Origin of the sequence: Acuticoccus sp. MNP-M23, from assembly GCF_031195445.1 — a bacterium.
GTDB lineage: Bacteria > Pseudomonadota > Alphaproteobacteria > Rhizobiales > Amorphaceae > Acuticoccus.
Window position 1 is genome coordinate 3,230,936 of record NZ_CP133480.1, and the last position, 15,960, is coordinate 3,246,895.

Annotated in this window: 15 protein-coding genes; 7 read left to right on the forward strand and 8 right to left on the reverse strand. The window is 65.3% G+C overall.

What is annotated here, in order from left to right; all coding sequences use genetic code 11:
* Nucleotides 1-2 precede the first annotated feature (2 nt).
* Nucleotides 3-1,754: an extracellular solute-binding protein gene (locus tag RDV64_RS14910; protein ID WP_309195708.1), complete on the reverse strand. Its 1,752-nt coding sequence runs from the start codon at nt 1,752-1,754 to the stop codon at nt 3-5.
* 232 nt (nt 1,755-1,986) lie between these two features.
* On the opposite strand from RDV64_RS14910, the gene RDV64_RS14915 reads away from it, so the two are divergent.
* The 5 genes from RDV64_RS14915 (at nt 1,987) to RDV64_RS14935 (ending at nt 7,394) form a co-directional block, all read left to right on the forward strand.
* On the forward strand, nt 1,987-2,949 hold the full coding sequence (locus RDV64_RS14915; protein WP_309195709.1) for a sugar ABC transporter substrate-binding protein: 963 nt from the start codon (nt 1,987-1,989) through the stop codon (nt 2,947-2,949).
* An 83-nt stretch (nt 2,950-3,032) separates the two neighbouring features.
* Nucleotides 3,033-3,830 carry an SDR family oxidoreductase gene (locus tag RDV64_RS14920; RefSeq protein ID WP_309195710.1) on the forward strand — a complete coding sequence of 266 codons (798 nt, stop codon included), beginning with the start codon at nt 3,033-3,035 and terminating at the stop codon, nt 3,828-3,830.
* Nucleotides 3,827-4,870 (forward strand): ABC transporter permease, encoded by a 1,044-nt coding sequence (locus RDV64_RS14925; RefSeq protein ID WP_309195711.1) that lies wholly within the window; start codon nt 3,827-3,829, stop codon nt 4,868-4,870. The genes RDV64_RS14920 and RDV64_RS14925 overlap by 4 nt, the downstream gene beginning before the upstream one ends.
* An 11-nt stretch (nt 4,871-4,881) precedes the next feature.
* Complete coding sequence (locus tag RDV64_RS14930; RefSeq protein WP_309195712.1) at nt 4,882-5,886, forward strand: ABC transporter permease; 1,005 nt, start codon at nt 4,882-4,884, stop codon at nt 5,884-5,886.
* Complete coding sequence (locus RDV64_RS14935; protein WP_309195713.1) at nt 5,883-7,394, forward strand: sugar ABC transporter ATP-binding protein; 1,512 nt, start codon at nt 5,883-5,885, stop codon at nt 7,392-7,394. Before RDV64_RS14930 ends, RDV64_RS14935 begins: the two co-directional genes overlap by 4 nt.
* 11 nt (nt 7,395-7,405) lie before the next feature.
* Here RDV64_RS14935 and RDV64_RS14940 read toward each other — a convergent pair whose 3' ends face one another.
* The 3 genes from RDV64_RS14940 to RDV64_RS14950 all read right to left on the reverse strand — a co-directional run bounded on the left by RDV64_RS14940 (nt 7,406) and on the right by RDV64_RS14950 (nt 10,439).
* Nucleotides 7,406-8,083 carry a spermidine synthase gene (locus RDV64_RS14940; protein ID WP_309195714.1) on the reverse strand — a complete coding sequence of 226 codons (678 nt, stop codon included), beginning with the start codon at nt 8,081-8,083 and terminating at the stop codon, nt 7,406-7,408.
* Between the two features lie 74 nt (nt 8,084-8,157).
* The gene (locus RDV64_RS14945) at nt 8,158-8,916 is read right to left on the reverse strand and encodes an enoyl-CoA hydratase/isomerase family protein (RefSeq protein WP_309195715.1); all 759 of its coding nucleotides are present in this window, start codon (nt 8,914-8,916) and stop codon (nt 8,158-8,160) included.
* Nucleotides 8,913-10,439: a CoA-transferase gene (locus tag RDV64_RS14950; protein ID WP_309195716.1), complete on the reverse strand. Its 1,527-nt coding sequence runs from the start codon at nt 10,437-10,439 to the stop codon at nt 8,913-8,915. Before RDV64_RS14950 ends, RDV64_RS14945 begins: the two co-directional genes overlap by 4 nt.
* A gap of 290 nt (nt 10,440-10,729) precedes the next feature.
* On the opposite strand from RDV64_RS14950, the gene RDV64_RS14955 reads away from it, so the two are divergent.
* Both RDV64_RS14955 and RDV64_RS14960 read left to right on the forward strand, forming a co-directional pair.
* Nucleotides 10,730-11,512, forward strand: coding sequence for a 3-ketoacyl-ACP reductase (locus RDV64_RS14955; protein WP_309195717.1), 783 nt, complete (start codon nt 10,730-10,732; stop codon nt 11,510-11,512).
* 129 nt (nt 11,513-11,641) lie between these two features.
* On the forward strand, nt 11,642-12,706 hold the full coding sequence (locus RDV64_RS14960) for a LacI family DNA-binding transcriptional regulator (RefSeq protein ID WP_309195718.1): 1,065 nt from the start codon (nt 11,642-11,644) through the stop codon (nt 12,704-12,706).
* Nucleotides 12,707-12,797: 91 nt separating this feature from the next.
* On the opposite strand, the gene RDV64_RS14965 is transcribed toward RDV64_RS14960, so the two are convergent.
* From RDV64_RS14965 to urtD, 4 genes are all read right to left on the reverse strand, one after another.
* Nucleotides 12,798-13,130, reverse strand: coding sequence for a zinc ribbon domain-containing protein (locus RDV64_RS14965; RefSeq protein WP_309195719.1), 333 nt, complete (start codon nt 13,128-13,130; stop codon nt 12,798-12,800).
* Nucleotides 13,131-13,134: 4 nt separating this feature from the next.
* Nucleotides 13,135-14,367: a formamidase gene (gene fmdA / locus RDV64_RS14970; RefSeq protein WP_309195720.1), complete on the reverse strand. Its 1,233-nt coding sequence runs from the start codon at nt 14,365-14,367 to the stop codon at nt 13,135-13,137.
* A 67-nt stretch (nt 14,368-14,434) separates the two neighbouring features.
* A complete protein-coding gene (urtE, locus tag RDV64_RS14975; protein ID WP_309195721.1) occupies nt 14,435-15,187 on the reverse strand; it encodes an urea ABC transporter ATP-binding subunit UrtE in 753 nt (250 codons plus the stop codon).
* Nucleotides 15,188-15,189: 2 nt separating this feature from the next.
* Nucleotides 15,190-15,960 carry an urea ABC transporter ATP-binding protein UrtD gene (urtD, locus tag RDV64_RS14980; protein ID WP_309195722.1) on the reverse strand — a complete coding sequence of 257 codons (771 nt, stop codon included), beginning with the start codon at nt 15,958-15,960 and terminating at the stop codon, nt 15,190-15,192.

The following is a 15,960-nucleotide window of genomic DNA, read 5'->3' on the forward strand; positions in this document are numbered from 1 at the left end:
TCTCAGGGACTGGTGGCGAGGGTCGTTTCCGTCCGTTCCTGGATGCGCGCCAGCGCGTCCGGGGCTGTGATGAGGCCGCGCAGCATGTCGTGGATGCCTTCGCCGCAGATGCGGATGATTTCGCTGATCTGCGGGATCGGAGGGCGCGGCCAGAACTGGAGCTCGTCGCGCCAGCTCATCCCTTCGATGGCTTCGAAGATGGGCGACAGGCGCCGCACCTCGGGATCGGCGCTGACCGAGTAGCGCGGCACGGTGCGCGAGCCGTTGAGGACGTAAAGCTTCTGCGCTTCGGGCGAGGTGAAGGTGACGAGGGCGTCGGCGACTGCTTCGCGGCGTTCCGGCGCAAGGTTCGTCGGTATCCCCAGAACGTAGCCGCCCACGGGGGCGACGTTGGTGCGGCCGGGCTTTGCGGGGTGGGGGAGGTAGCCGGTCTTGCCGTGCGCGGGCGAGTCCGGATCAAGGTCGAAATAGGGGGCGACGAGGGTGTAGCCGAACGCCATCGGCACCTTGCCGGTGCCGTAGGGGCGCACGCGCTCGTACCAGCTCATCGACAGGATTTCCGGCGGCGAATAACGCAGGAGCTCAAGCATGTACTCTGCTGCTTCCAGCGCTTCGGGCGCATCGAAGCCGCCGTGGTAGGAGCCGCCTTCCAGGTGCGTGGCGTTGAAGCCGCCGGCGATCTTCGGCAGGTCGATCACGGTGGCGCCGAAGTCTGCGCAGATCATCATGAACTGGTGGCCGAGCGCGGTGCCGCGTGCACCGTTCCAGGCAATGCCGTAGCGGCCCTGGTCGGGCTTGTGGAAATGGCGGGCGGCGGCGAGCAGCTCGTCGGTGGTCTGCGGTGGGGCAAAACCTGCTTCTGCGAACAGGTCGCGCCGGTAGAACAACACTTCCGGGGTGGTCTGCACCGGAACGCCGTAAGGGCGGTCGCCCCAGTGGCTCGCCTGCCAGCCGGCGGTGTGGAAGTCCGGCGGGTCGAGCTTTGCGGTCTCGACGAAATCGTCCAGCGGGGCAAGAACGCCGCGCTCGGCGAACTCGCCGATCCAGGGAAGGTCCACCGCGATGATGTCGTAGCGGCTTTGCCGGCGCTCTGCGTTGCGAAGGGCCTCTTCGCGCAGCCTGTCGATGGAGAAGGCGCGCTGGTGGATCTCCGTGCCGATGATCTGCTGAAACTGGCGCTTGAGGTTGCCCATGACCATGAAGGTCGGGTCGCCGTGGACGAGGATGCGCAGGCCGCCGGCAAGCTGCAGCGGCTCTGCGATCGCGGGGACCGGCCCGATGGTGCGGGTCGCGTTGTAGCTGGCGCCGAAAAAATAGTCGTCGTACCGGTCGGTCACCAGGCGGGCGGCCAGCCGCGGCACGCGGGAGGCGAGCTGGTCCCAGCGGTCGATCAGCGTTTCGGACGGGTGAAGGGTGAAGCTCTTGCCGGACTTCGTTTTCGCGCGCTGGTCGATCAGCCCGCTTTCGACAAGCTCGGCAAGACGGCGTGTGGCCGTTGCATAGGGAACGCCGGAGGCCGCGATGGCCGAGGATGGTGTGACCTGCCGGCCTTCCAGATGGCTGAGCATCAGGTGGGACAGGATTTTAAGGCGTGGATTGGGCTGTTCGAGCTCCAGAAGTGCATCGAGCTCGACACCGAGATCGCCGAGGAACGTCATGACCTGCCGCACGCGTGCCTGCCCGATAACGCCCTGGGCCGGCGTATCGTCGCGGGGGAGAAGGTCTCCGGTCGGCATTTCTTTTGAAAGATCCAATTTGGATTTCTTGGGGGTGCGCATTGCTGTCCGTCCGAACGTGTTGGAAGTCGAACTCCGGTGATACATTCAAAATATTCAAAACGAATACACAGGCATCCAAAATGGATAAATTGGACGCACGCTCGTGGCGGCAAACACGGCAAGTTGGCCGCCATCGCTCCAGCGCCGCGAACACAGACGTCGCGGGCTGGTGAGACTTGATTGCGAACACACTTGGGGAGGACGATTAATGAAGAAGACCGCACTTACGCTGGCCGCCACCACGGCACTGGTAACCTTTGCCGGCGCTGCTCTGGCACAGGACAAGGCATTCACCATCGGCATCACGCAGAACAATGTCGGCGTGGACAGCTACCAGACCACGTATGAGCAGGCGTTCATCGAAGCGGCGGGCGCCAACGACAAGGTCGACACGGTCGTTCTGGATGCCGGCGGCGACGTGGCCCGCCAGATCGCCCAGATCGAAGACCTCATCCAGCAGGACGTGGATGCCATCATCATCTGGCCGACCAATGGCGAGGCGGTCATCCCCGCTGTGCGCAAGGCCAAGCAGGCCGGCATCCCCGTGGTGGTCACCAATTCCAACATCGCCGAGCCGGGCTTCGACTTCGTGGCGTCCTTCTCCGGCCCCGACAACATCACGCAAGGCCGCTACGCTGCCGAAATCATGTGCGACAAGTTCAAGGCCGAAGGCACCGAGAACGAGGCGCAGATTGTCCAGGTTTCGGGTCAGCCGGGCTACACCACCGCCATCGAGCGGGCGAAGGGCTTTGAGGACCGCCTGCCGGAAGTGTGCCCCAACGTGACCCTGATGGAGACCCAGCCGGGCGACTGGAACCGCGAAAAGTCGCAGCAGGTGATGGAAGCCTTCCTCATCAAGTACGACGACATCGACGGTGTTTATGCCGGCGATGACAACATGGGCGTTGGCGCGCTGAACGCCGCCAAGGCTGCCGGCCGTGCCGGTGACATCGTGTTCGTGGGCGCCACCAACTTCGCCGTTGGCTACGACGCGATGAGCGCGGGCGACTACTGGGGCTCGATCTACCAGTCGCCGGTGGACGATGCGAAGGCCGCACTCCAGACTGCGCTCGACGTGCTGGACGGCAAGGACGTGCCGTTCCTCAACTATTTCGACACGCCGAAGATCACCCAGGACAACATGAAGGACTACACCAAGCCGGTGTTCTGAGCCGGCTTTTTGACCCTTCGAGACCGGGAGGGGCGCCGAGGTGCCCCTCTCCAAAAGACTATATAAAACAGTGGGAGGGCGCTATGGGCAGGGTCACGGACCGTGTCTGTCTCGTGACGGGCGCCGCACGCGGCATCGGTCGCGCCATCGGTGAGGCGTTGCTGGCTGAGGGCGCAAGCGTCTGCTTTGCCGACCTCGACGGCGACAAGGCGGCCAGGGTCGCCGACGCTGCCAGTGCAAAGGCAGACGGACGGGGCGGCAACGCCATGGGCATTGCCGTTGACGTGCGCGAACGCGACCAGGTGCGCGAGATGATTGCCCGCACCGTGGAGCGGTTCGGCCGGCTGGACGTGAAGTTCAACAACGCCGGCGTCAACAAGCCCATGCGCTTCATGGACGTTGACGAGTCCAACTGGAATTTCATCATGGGCGTCAACGGCCTCGGCTGCCTCATCGGCATTCAGGAGGCGGCCCGCCAGATGATTGCCCAAGGCGGGGGCGGCAAGATCGTCAACACCGCCTCGGTCGCGAGCCGCCAGGGCTTCGACAACGTCGCGCCCTACTGCGCGTCCAAGTGGGCGGTAGTCTCGCTCACCCAGTCTGCCGCGCGCGATCTTGCGCGCCACAACATCACCGTCACCGGTTTTGCGCCGGGCGTCGTCGCCACGGAGATGTGGGAAGAGGTCGACCGCGACCTGATGGAGATCGGCGCTGCCGAAAGGCCGGGCCAGGCGATGGAAGAGTTTTCAGCCAACATCTTGCGCGGACGCGTTGCGGTTCCCGGTGACATCACCGGCACCACCACGTTCCTCGCCTCCAGGGACAGCGATTACATGACGGGCCAGATCGTGATGATCGACGGGGGGATGACACTCGTATGACGGATCATGCCGCCGACAACACCGCAAACCCCAATCCACCAAATCAGCGCCCCGCCGCGCCCGCACAGGAGGCGGGACCGGGGCGCAACTGGGGCCAGATCCTGGCCTCACAGGGCATCCTCATTGCCTTTGCCGTCTTCATGATCGGCTTTACCATCGTCTCGCCCCGCTTCCTCAGCCCGGACAATGTCATGGGCGTGGTGCGGTCCTCGGCAATTCTCGGCGTGATGGCGCTGGGCGTCACCTTCGTGGTGATTTCCGGCAACCTCGATCTTTCGGTCGGCTCCATGATGAGCTTTTCCACCATTGTGGTGCTCGACCTTCACGACCGGCTGGGGCCGCTTCTGGCGATCCCCGGCATGTTCGTCATGACGCTGGCGCTGGGGGCCATCAACGGCTTCCTGATCGGCTATCTCAAGCTGAACTCGCTGATTGTGACCCTCGGCATGCTATCGGCGATTCACGGGCTGACGCTCACCTATTCGGGCGGCAAGAACATGGACATTGCCGACAAGGACGGCACCTGGTTCGCCTTCTTCGGCCAGGGCGACATTCTCGGCCTGCCGATGCCGATCATCATCTTTGCAGCCCTTGCCGTGCTCCTGACAATTCTCCTCGCCAGAACGCCCTTTGGCCGCAAGGTCTACGCGGTTGGCGGCAACGGTACGGCGGCAACCTTCTCTGGCGTTCGCCGGGCCCGCACGGTGTTCTTCTGCTACCTCATTTCGGCAGGGTGCGTGGGCGTTGCCGGCATCCTCCAGGCGTCCCGCTCGCTGGGCTCCCAGAATACTGTGGGGCAGGGGCTGGAACTTGAAGTTCTCGCCGCCGTCATCCTCGGCGGCGCATCCTTGCTCGGCGGCTCGGGCACCATCTTCAAGACCGTCATCGGCGTTCTCATTCTGGGCTTCATCCAGAACGGACTGCTCATTGCCGGGCTCCAGTTCTACGCCCAGTACGTGGTTACCTGGATCATCATCATCCTGGCGGTGTGGCTGGACGTGGCGGCCAAGCGCGGCCGGCTCCTGTCACCGATCGCTTGAGGAGGCAACCCATGCAACCCGGCAGCCTGTCCACCTTTCTGAAGCGCGGCGCGATCTGGGCGTTCATCCTGATCGAGCTGGCCTTCTTCTCCATCGTCGGTGATGCGATCTCCGTCACCGACAGCGCCTTCCTGCAGCCCGACAACATGCTGCTTCTCATCAAGCAATCGGCCCCCATCGGCATCATCGCGCTGGGCATGACCGTCGTCATGATCAACGGCAACATCGACCTTTCGGTCGGCGCCATCTTCGCGCTGGCGGCCATCGTGCTTCTCACCGTTCTGGGTCTTCCCTCGGTGCAGGCGCTGGGCGATGTCGGCGCCATCATCGTCGCGTGGGCCGCCGCGCTCGGCACCGGTCTTCTGCTTGGCGCGGTCAACGGGCTGATCGTCTGGAAGACGGGCGTCGACGCGTTCATCGTCACGCTGGGGTCCATGCTCGGCTTCCGCGGCCTCGTGTTCATGATTAACGGCGAGCAACCCACCTCGGAGCTGAACTGGACGCTGATCGACTTTTCCGAGGCCCATTTCCTCGGCCTGTCCACGCCCACATGGTTCCTCGTCGGCGCCACGCTGGTCCTGTGGTTCATGATGCGCTTCACCGTCCACGGCCGGAACGCTTACGCCATCGGCGACAACCGCGAGGCGGCCGTCAATGCCGGCATCCGCGTCGGTCCGCACATGATGATCAACTTCATGCTGATCGGCCTTCTGGCTGCGCTGTCGGCGGTGGTGTTCTACTCCGAAAGCGGCTCGGTGAACCCCAACGACGGGACCCTTTACGAGCTTTGGGCCATCACCGCGGTCGTCCTCGGCGGCACCAAGCTCACCGGCGGCTCGGGGTCGATCATCTCGACGCTGGGCGGGGTCATCGCCATCCAGCTCCTGCGCAAGGGGCTCGGCCACATCGGCGCCGACACCGAGACCGTGAACCTCGTCATCGGCATCATTCTCATCGCGGTCCTCTTCCTCGACCGCCAGCTCGACGTGAAGGGCAAGGAGGCGCTCAGGGTATGACCGATTTGAAACCGGCTCTTCGGCTGGAGGGCATCACCAAGACTTTCCCCGGCGTGCGTGCGCTCGACGATGTGTCCTTCTCCGTCCTGCCTGGCGAAGTCCATGCGCTGATGGGGGAGAACGGCGCCGGCAAGTCCACGCTGATGAAGTGTCTTGGCGGGGTGTACCAGCCCAACGGCGGGAAGATCATCGTGGATGATGCCGAGGTGCGGATGGCGACGCCCCTGGCGGCCAAGGCCAAGGGTATCATCTTCATCCACCAAGAGCTTTCGCTGGCGACCGAGCTTTCGGTGGCGGAAAATATCTACCTTGGCGAACTGCCGCGCAAATCGTTCGGCCGGGTGGACTTCAAGCAGCTGTTCGACGCCACCGACGCCATCCTCTCTAAATTGAATGTCAGCTTCGACGCGCGAACCCGCGTCGGCACGCTCTCCATCGCCAACCAGCAGATGGTCGAGATCGCTCGTGCGCTGACCCACCACGCCAAGGCGGTCATCTTCGACGAGCCCACCGCATCGCTCACCGACGCTGAAAAGGTCGTGCTGTTCGACGTGATTGCCGATCTCAAGGCATCGGGTGTCGGGATCATCTACATCTCCCACCGGATGGAGGAGATCTTCAAGATCACCGATCGGATCACGGTCCTGCGCGACGGGCAGTTCCGCGGCACGCTCACCACCGCCGAGACTGACGAGAACGAGGTCACGCAGCTGATGATCGGTCGCGCGCTGGACCTTTCGCGCAGCGTGTCCGACCATGCTCTCGGCGATGTGGCGCTGGAGGTGAAGGGGCTGTCCTGCGGCAAGCTTTTCTCCGACGTATCGTTTTCGGTGCGCCGGGGCGAGGTGGTCGGGTTTTACGGCCTTGTCGGCGCGGGGCGGACCGAGATTGCGGAGACGCTGTTCGGCCTTCGCGAACCGACCGCAGGTTCCATCTGGCTGGACGGGGTGGAGACGCGCATGGCCTCGCCGGTCGACGCCATCGCCAATGGCATCAGCCTCGTCCCGGAGGACCGGAAGGGGCAGGGGCTGGTGCTCGGCATGAACGGGCGCGACAACATCACCCTGCCGCAGGTGGATGGGATGACCGCCGGCCCGTTCGTGTCCCACGGCGACGAGATCGAGATTTTCGACCGCTACAAGACCCTCCTCGACATCCGCACGCCGGGCTGGCGCCAGCAGGCAAAGAATCTGTCCGGCGGCAACCAGCAGAAGATCGTCATCGGTAAGTGGCTCGCCATGAAGCCGAAGGTGCTGATTGTCGACGAGCCGACCCGCGGCATCGACGTCGGCTCGAAGTCGGAGATCCACAACATCATCCGCAAGCTGGCGGCGGAGGGATACGCAGTGATCGTCATCTCCTCCGAGATGCCGGAGGTGCTGCACGTATCGGACCGGATCATCGCGATGTACCACGGCCGGATCAGCCGCACCTTCGAAACCGACGAGGTGACGGAGGACAACCTGATCCAGGCCATCTCCGGGATAGACGACGCGCACGCCGCCTGACCGGGGCAGAGTCAGCGTGCCTTTTCGGCAAGCCAGATGGTGTGGCGGCCGCCGCGCCTGGTGCGGCCGGCCCGGACGGTCCGGGTGCTGACGCTGAAGCCGCAGCGGGCAAGGCGGGCCGAAAATGCCTGGTCCGGTGCGGCAGACCAGACGGCAAGGACGCCGCCCGCCGTCAGTGCACGGCGTGTGGCAAGAAGCCCTTTGTCGGCGTAGAGCGCGTCATTCTCCGGGCGGGTGAGGCCGTCGGGGCCGTTGTCCACGTCAAGCAGGATGGCGTCGTAGGTGCCGGATGCCTCGCGGATGGCAGTCCGGACATCGCCGGTTTCCACACGCACGCGCGGGTCGGCCAGGCATTCGCCGAAGACGGCCGCCATGTGTGCGCCGGCCCAGTCGATCAGCTCCGGCACGATTTCGGACACGACCAGACGGGCACCCGGCGGCGCGACCGATTGCGCCGCGCGCAGGGTGAACCCCATGCCGAGACCCCCGATCAGAACGTGCGGAGCGGGGCGCTCGCCAAGGCGCTCCATCGCAAGGGTGGCGAGCGCTTCCTCCGAACCGCCGAGCCTGCTGTTCATCAGCTCGTTGCCGTCTGAAAGGCGAATGGAAAACTCGTCGCCCCGCCGCAGGAGCCTGAGTGCGCCGCCGCCCGGAGCGGTTGCCGTCGCAAGCGGTATCCACGGCAGCATCGTGCACTCCTGTCGCCTGATGGGACCTGCGGCGTATCCGATTGCAGCTGGTTGGTGAAGGCTGGGCGTGCGGTTTACCGGCCTCGCTTCTTCAGGAAATCGCCGACCCGCTGGCGGCGCTCGTCCGTATCGAGGATGAGGGAGGCGAACAGGCGCTCCATCCGCAGTGTCTGCTGGAGGTGCCCTTCGCTCGCCTCGCGAAGGATTTCACGCGCGAAGCGGACCGCGGGTTCGCTGCGTGCGGCAATGGCGTCTGCCACCTCGTGCGCGGTGGCAAGCACATCTGCAGCCGGCGCCGTGCGGGCGACAATCCCGAGCTCCCGTGCTTCCACCCCCGACAGGATGCGCCCGGTGAGGACGAGGTCGGCGGCAATGGCCCGGCCGGCAAGCTGGAGGATGCGCTGCGTTCCGCCCTGTCCGGGGATGACGCCGATGCCGGTTTCGGGGAGCGACATGGCGGCATCTTCGGCGGCAACGATCATGTCGCATGTGAGCGCCAGTTCGAAGCCGCCGCCCACGGCATGGCCGCGCACCGCTGCCACGATCGGCTTGGCGCAACGGGCGATCCTGTCGAATTCGTTCAGCCAGTTCGCCAGAACCGCATCCGTTGCGGTGAGCTTGTCCACGTCCCGCAGGTCCGCGCCGACGGAGAAGAAGCGCTCCGTCCCCGTCAGCACCATCACGCGGATGGCGGGATCGGCTTCGGCCGCCAGAACGGCGCTGTGGAGGGCGGCAATCAGCGCCACCGAGAGCGGGTTGCCGCGGCTTGGCACGCCGGTCATCGCAAGCTGGCGAACCGGGCCGCGGTCGGTGATTTCAAGGGATCCGGTCATGCGCGAAACAGAGCCTCCGACATCGGTTTGACGTTCCGCACCACGGGCGCAAATTCCATCCGCGCCAGAATATCGCGATCAAGGTCGGCGCCGGGTGCAATTTCCATCAGCTCCACCCCGTCGGGGCCGAGGCGGAAGACGGCGCGTTCGGTCACGTAGAAAACCTCCTGCCCGCGTGCCAGAGCCTCCGCGCCGGAGAAGGTGATGGCGGCAACGCTGGGCACGAACTTGCGGATCTCGCCGTCTCGCTCGATCCGGATGCTGCCGTTGGCCACGTCCACCTTCGAGCCCCTGGCATCGAACGTGCCGCAGAACACCACTTTCTTTGCGTTCTGCGTGATGTCGATGAAGCCGCCGGGGCCGACAATCTCGCCGCCGATGTGGCTGACGTTGACGTTGCCGGTGGCATCCACCTCGGCAATGCCGAGGAAGGCGGCGTCGAGTCCGCCGCCATGGTAAAAATCGAACTGGTTGGAGGCGGGGAGGATCGCCACCGGGTTGACCGCCATGCCGAACATGTCGCCGGTCAGCATCGAGCCACCGTGAATGCCTTGCTCTATGGTCGTCCAGTATTGGTCGAATGCGTCGCGTTCGCTGATGATTTCGGCAACGCCGGCCGATGCCCCAAAGCCGAAATTGACGCATGCGCCGGGCGAAAGCTCCATGGCGGCGCGCAGCGCGATGACGCGCTTGGGGCCACCTGCAGCGTCCGTCTGTTCCGGCACGAGTGTGGTGCGCACGCGCCCTGCCAGCGCCGGGTCATAACCGCCGCGGTAGGTCTGGTCCTGCGCCGGACAAAGGGTGATGGCATCGACCAGAATGCCGGGGAGGCTCACCTCGCGCGGGCGGAGCGAGCCGGTCTGAACCCGGTCGCGAACCTGAACGTAAACGCGGCCGCCGCAATTGTGGCCTGCCAGTGCCACCGCAAAGGAATCGAGGTCGGCCGGTTCGTCCATCATCGAAATGTTGCCGGACGTGTCGGCGAAGGTGCCCTTGATGATTGCCACGTCCACCTTCAGCGGCAGGTAGCGAAGGTAGGTTTCGCCGCCAAGCTCCACCCGCTCCACAATGTCGTCCACCGCGGCGGCGTTGACCCTGCCGCCGCCGTGGAGGGGGTCGACGAACGTGCCGAGCCCCGTTCTGGTGATGAGGCCGGGGCGGCCCGCACCGCTTTCGCGCAAAAGCAGGCTGATGACGCCGCTTGGGAGGGAATAGGCCTCGATCCGGTTTGTTTTCGCCAGCGCCTGCATGGGCTTCGACCACGTCCAGTGCCCGCCGATGACGCGGCGGACCATGCCGTCGTGCGCAAAGCGGTTGGTGCCGAGCGTCTTGCGGTCGCCAATGCCCAGCGCGTGTATCAGCGTCAGGTCCCGCGGGTGGCCGGTTGCCAGGAACCTTGCTTCCATCGCGGCATAGATGGTGTCGGCTTCCAGCATTCCGCCGCCGGAGCCGGTGACCGCGATGGTCGCCCCATCCGCAATTTCGGCGGCAATCGCCTCGGGTGTCATCACATCGATCTGCATTGCGCTCACCCGCGCCTTTGGCCGTGCGGCACCGGTCGGGAGCGGCGGGCGGTGCAAAGGGTCGCGCAAAGCTGGTGAACGGGCATGGTTTTCTCCCCGGATCGGATTCTTGATTGTGCTTGATCTTGATCCGCTAGATCGATCTAGTAAGTGCAATTATGTGATGGGGCCTGACGCTGTGCAAGCCCCGCAGCCGAGCTGCGTGCGCGGGACGATGAGGTTGAAGATGGCCCGGGAAGGGACGAACGCCGCCGACATGACCGCGCGGGGCCTGCTGGCGGAGGAGCCGAATGGACGCTGACTCACACCGCAAGGTCGCGCTGGTTACGGGGGCCGGCCGGGGCATCGGCCAGGCCATCGCCATTGCGCTGGCAAAGGCCGGTTTCGATATTGCGGCCAACGACCTCACCGCCGACGGGCTGGTGGACACACTGGCTGCGGTGCGCGCCGCGGGCCGGCGTGCCACGCCTGTTGCGGGCGACATTGCCGATGTTGCGAGCCACGACGCGATGGTGGACGCGGCCGCCGCGTTCGGGCCGCTGGCGTGCCTCGTCAACAATGCCGGCATTTCGGTCAGGACGCGGGGTGACATGCTGGACGTGACGCCGGAAAGCTTCGATCGTGTTGTCGGCGTCAACCTGCGCGGCACGTTCTTTCTCACCCAGGCCGTTGCCCGCCGGATGCTGGAGGATGCCGCCGCGGGCGATGGACATGGCCGCACCATCATCACCGTGTCGTCGGCCAACGCATTCGCCGCTTCGCCTGACCGCGCCGAATATTGCCTCTCGAAGTCGGCGCTTTCGATGATGACCAAGCTTTACGCCGTGCGCCTTGCCGAGGCCGGGATCGGCGCCTACGAGATCCGCCCCGGCGTCATCCGCACGGCAATGACCGCCGTAGCGCGCGAACGGTACGACGGGCTTTACGCGCGCGGCGACTTCACGCCGGTCAACCGCTGGGGCGAACCGTCGGAAGTCGGCAAGGCGGCCGCGTTGCTGGCGAGCGGCCAGCTTTCCTTCTCCACCGGCGACATCATCCATGTGGACGGCGGCATGCACATCGCGAGGGTATGATGGCGCTTGGCCACATCGGGCGGCCCGCACCTTCCCTTGATGGATCAGCCGGGCCGGAGAAGCCGCTTGCCGCGTGGCGCTTCGGCAGTGCGAAGGCGAGGGCGCCGTTCGATCCGAAGATTGCCCCGGATGGCCGATGACCCGAAGCCGGGTGGCTCGCCCCGGAAGGTTCGCCTGATCGAAATCGCGCAGAAAGTGGGCCTGTCGCGCGCAACGGTCTCGCTGGCGCTGCGCCGCCACCCCTCCATCCCCAAACAGACGCGCGAGCGGATCGAAGCTGCCGCACGCGAACTCGGCTACGTCTACAACAGGGGCGCTGCCAGCCTGCGCACGGCCTCCACCCACACTGTGGGCATTGTCGTCAACGATCTCACCAACCCCTATTTTGCGGAGATCGTTGCGGCGGTGCAGGAGGAGATGACGCGGATCGGCCGGGTGGTCCTCTTCGGCAACTCGCAGGAAACGCCGGAGCGGCAGGCCGAATTCATCGAGACATTCCGCGAATACAATGTCGACGGCATCATCCTGTGCCCCTCGGCGGGCACCGATCCGGCGACCATTCGCGACGTGCAGGACAGCGGGCTGCCTCTGGTCCTCTTCTCGCGCGACATGCCGGGCGTTGACGCGGACTATGTCGGCGGGGCGAACCTTGACGGAATGCGCAGCGCGACAGCGCACCTCATTGCCCTTGGCCACCGGCGGATCGCCATGGTCGGCATCAACCGCAAGATTGCGACCGGGCGCGACCGGCTTGGCGGCTACGGTCGCGCGCTGGAGGAGGCGGGGCTGGCGTTCGACGCGTCGATCGTGGTTGACGGGCCTGCAACGCGGGAGTTCGGCATGGCCGCCATCGGCCAGCTTCTCGCGGCGGACGGCACCATCACCGCATGCGTGTGCTTCAACGATGTGGTGGCGTTCGGCGTGATGCTGGGGCTGCGGCGCGCTGGCCGGGAGGCGGGGGCAGACTTTTCGGTGGTCGGCTTCGACGACATTGCGGAGGCCAGTCTCTGGCAACCTGCGTTGACGTCGCTGTTCCTGTCCCGCCAGGAAATCGGCCGCCATGCGGCATCCCTTCTCATGCGCCGGCTTGGAAATCCGTCCGCACCGCCAAGCCGCGTCATCTTGCCATTCGTTCTGGCGGAGCGGGACAGCGTTCAGCCGCTGCACCATGCCGGGGGACGGGCCAGCCAGTGAGTGCGCCTTGCTGCAAGCGCTCAGCCGCGTGCCATGAATGCACCCCATGCCGGGCGGCGCGGCATGGGGTGGGTGTTCGGCCGGTTCTTTTCTAGTGCGAGATCATCCACGGCCGGGCAGCCGGGAACGACTTGGAGCCGTCGGGACGGTGGAGGGTCTTGCGGCTTTTCTTCGTGCCGGATGAGCAGCACGAACATCCGGGGCCGTGGGCGCTCAGGCGTTTGGGGCTGTCGGCGGAGCGCTCGTTCACGCCGTGGGCGTGGCGGGCGGCACCGTCCAGCGAACCCACCTGCGGCGCGGTGAGGATGGCGCGCGGGGCAGGCGCGCTGCAGGCCGGGCAGGGCACGGGATCGGCCGACGCGCTCATCGGCCGGTGGGTCTGGAACGGGCCGTGCTCGGCGCAAAGATAGTCGTATGTGGGCATGGGGTCAGAGATCCGGTGCGAGCGGCACGTCGACGGAGCCGTCAAGGTGGAGTTTCGGTCCGTCCTTTCCGGGCATCATGTCGAACTCGAAGATGTCGGTGGGGAGCCACAAGGTGGCGCAGGCGTTGGGGATGTCGACCACGCCGGAAATGTGCCCCTGTACCGGCGCTGTGCCCAGGATCGCGTAGGCCTGCGCGCCGGTGTAGCCGAACTTCTTCAGGTACTCGATGGCGTTGAGGCAGGCCTGCCGGTAGGCGATGTGCACATCCAGATAATGCTGCTTGCCGCCTTCATCGACGGAGATGCCCTCGAAGATGAGGAAGTCGTCGTACTTCGGCTTGATCGGGGAGGGGCGGAAGATCGGGTTCTTCACGCCGTACTTGGCCATGCCGCCCTTGATGAGATCGACCTTGATGTGCAGCCAGCCCGCCATCTCGATGGCGCCGCAGAAGGTGATTTCGCCATCGCCCTGGCTGAAGTGCAGGTCGCCCATCGAAAGCCCGGCCCCGTCGACGTAAACGGGGAAGTAGATTTTCGACCCGCGCGACAGATCCTTGATGTCGCAGTTGCCGCCATGCTCGCGCGGGGGAACGGTGCGGGCGCCGGCAGCGGCGGCCTTGTCGCGCGCCTCGCCGGAGAGTTTGCCCATGTGGGCGGAGGGCCCGCCGTCCGGCAGGGTGGCCAGCGCCGGGACCCGGTCGGGATCGGTGTCGAACAGCGCCTTCTCGCGTGTGTTCCACATGTCGAGCATCTTGTGGTCGGGCAGGCAGCCGATGAGGCCCGGGTGGATGAGACCGGCATACCGAACGCCCGGCACATGGCGCGACCTGGTGAACATGCCCTCGAAATCCCAGATCGACTTCTGCGCTTCGGGGAAATGCTCGGTCAGGAAGCCGCCGCCGTTCTTCTTGGAAAAGAAGCCGTTGAACCCCCAGGTCATTGCGTCGAAGGCGCCGATGTCGAGGATGTCGACCACAAGCAGGTCGCCGGGTTCGGCGCCCTTGACGCCGATCGGGCCGGACAGGAAGTGGACCTGGCTGAGGTCGACGTCGCGCACGTCGGCGGCGTCGTCGTTGTTCTTGATCTGGTTGCCGGTCCAGTCATAGGTCTCGACGCGGAAGTCGTCGCCCGGCTCGACCCAGTCGGCCATCGGAATGTCCGGATGCCACCGGTTGTGGATCTTTTCGTTGGTGTAGGGGCTGTCGGACAGGTCGATCTTGATCAGAGTATCGGGCATCTGAATTTACCTTCTCGTTCGGGTCGGGTGGGCACGGGCCGCCGTCCACGGGCAGCCGGTTGGGGGATCAGACGGAGAGGAAGCGGGAGACCTTCGCCTCGTCGATGCTGTCGCGCGGGCTTTCGTGGGCGATCCTGCCGTTCTCGATCACGAGGACGCGGTCGGCGACATCGAGCGCAAATGACAGCACCTGCTCGGACACGACGACCGAGAGGCCCCGCTCGTCGCGGATCTTTTTCAGCGTGCGCGCCATGTCGCGGATGATGGAGGGCTGGATGCCCTCGGTCGGCTCGTCCAGCAGCAGAACCTTCGGCTCGGCGGCGAGCGCACGGGCAATGGCAAGCTGCTGCTGCTGGCCGCCGGAGAGGTTGCCGCCCCGTCGCCTGCGCATTTCGAGGAGGACGGGGAAGAGATCGTAGATCGAAGCCGGCACGGCGGCGTTGCCGGTCACGGTGAGGCCGGTCTCGATGTTCTCCTCCACGGTCATGGTGGAGAAGATCTGCCGGCCCTGCGGCACGTAGCCGATGCCGGCCGCAACGCGCCGGTGGCTCTTCAGCCCGGTGACGTTGGCGCCGCCGACCGCCACGGTGCCCGACCTGGACGGGATGATCCCCATCAGCGACTTCATGAGCGTGGTCTTGCCCATGCCGTTGCGGCCCATGATGGCGACGATCTCGCCAGGCGCCACATCGAGGTCGATGCCGTGGATGACCTCGCTCTCGCCGTAGGCAACGTGGAGGCCGGAGACACGGAGGGCGGCGCTGCCTTCGATGGCGACAGGCGGGGCGGCGTTGGTGGCGCGCAACAGATTTTGCAACATGATCAATGCCCCAGATAGACTTCGATGACCTTCGGATCGTTCTTCACCGTCTCCATCGAACCCTCGGCAAGGATCTGGCCCTGGTGCAGGACAGTGACCTTGTGGGCGATGTCCTCGACGAACCCCATGTCGTGCTCGATGACGATGACGGAGCGGTTCTCGATGATCTTCTTCAGGAGTTCGGCGGTCTTCTGCCGTTCGGCGACGGACATGCCGGCGACCGGCTCGTCCAGCATCAGGAGTTCGGGCTCCTGGATCAGCAGCATCCCGATTTCGAGCCACTGCTTCTGGCCATGGCTGAGGGTGGCGGCCTTCTGGGACAGGTGATCCTCCAGGAAGATCATCTCGGCGACTTCATCCACCCGCGCCACCACATCGTCGCCGCGCTTGAAAAACAGCGAACCGAAAACGCCGTGGCCCTTGGGGTAGGAGATTTCGAGGTTTTCGAAGACGGTGAGGTCCTCGTAGATCGACGGGTTCTGGAACTTGCGGCCGACGCCGGCGTGGACGATCTGGTCCTCGCGCATGTGGGTCAGTTCGCGGCCCTTGAACTTGACCGAGCCCGTGGTTGCCCGCGTCTTGCCGCAAAGGAGGTCGAGCACCGTGGTCTTGCCGGCGCCGTTGGGGCCGATGATGACGCGAAGCTCGTTCTTGTCGACGTAGAAGGTGAGGTCGTTGACCGCCTTGAACCCGTCGAACGAGACGGTGAGGTGCTCCACCGACAGGAGATAGTCGTTGTTGGTGTACTGGGTGGGCTTTGCCTGCGCGTTCAT

Excerpts from the sequence above, each read along its gene's own strand:
- RDV64_RS14915 (WP_309195709.1), top strand. The coding sequence starts at position 1,987 with ATGAAGAAGACCGCACTTACGCTGGCCGCCACCACGGCACTGGTAACC.
- RDV64_RS14920 (WP_309195710.1), top strand. The coding sequence starts at position 3,033 with ATGGGCAGGGTCACGGACCGTGTCTGTCTCGTGACGGGCGCCGCACGC.
- RDV64_RS14925 (WP_309195711.1), top strand. The coding sequence starts at position 3,827 with ATGACGGATCATGCCGCCGACAACACCGCAAACCCCAATCCACCAAAT.
- RDV64_RS14930 (WP_309195712.1), top strand. The coding sequence starts at position 4,882 with ATGCAACCCGGCAGCCTGTCCACCTTTCTGAAGCGCGGCGCGATCTGG.
- RDV64_RS14935 (WP_309195713.1), top strand. The coding sequence starts at position 5,883 with ATGACCGATTTGAAACCGGCTCTTCGGCTGGAGGGCATCACCAAGACT.
- RDV64_RS14940 (WP_309195714.1), bottom strand. The coding sequence starts at position 8,083 with ATGCTGCCGTGGATACCGCTTGCGACGGCAACCGCTCCGGGCGGCGGC.
- RDV64_RS14945 (WP_309195715.1), bottom strand. The coding sequence starts at position 8,916 with ATGACCGGATCCCTTGAAATCACCGACCGCGGCCCGGTTCGCCAGCTT.
- RDV64_RS14950 (WP_309195716.1), bottom strand. The coding sequence starts at position 10,439 with ATGCAGATCGATGTGATGACACCCGAGGCGATTGCCGCCGAAATTGCG.
- RDV64_RS14955 (WP_309195717.1), top strand. The coding sequence starts at position 10,730 with ATGGACGCTGACTCACACCGCAAGGTCGCGCTGGTTACGGGGGCCGGC.
- RDV64_RS14960 (WP_309195718.1), top strand. The coding sequence starts at position 11,642 with ATGGCCGATGACCCGAAGCCGGGTGGCTCGCCCCGGAAGGTTCGCCTG.
- RDV64_RS14965 (WP_309195719.1), bottom strand. The coding sequence starts at position 13,130 with ATGCCCACATACGACTATCTTTGCGCCGAGCACGGCCCGTTCCAGACC.
- fmdA (WP_309195720.1), bottom strand. The coding sequence starts at position 14,367 with ATGCCCGATACTCTGATCAAGATCGACCTGTCCGACAGCCCCTACACC.
- urtE (WP_309195721.1), bottom strand. The coding sequence starts at position 15,187 with ATGTTGCAAAATCTGTTGCGCGCCACCAACGCCGCCCCGCCTGTCGCC.
- urtD (WP_309195722.1), bottom strand. The coding sequence starts at position 15,960 with ATGAACGCGCAGGCAAAGCCCACCCAGTACACCAACAACGACTATCTC.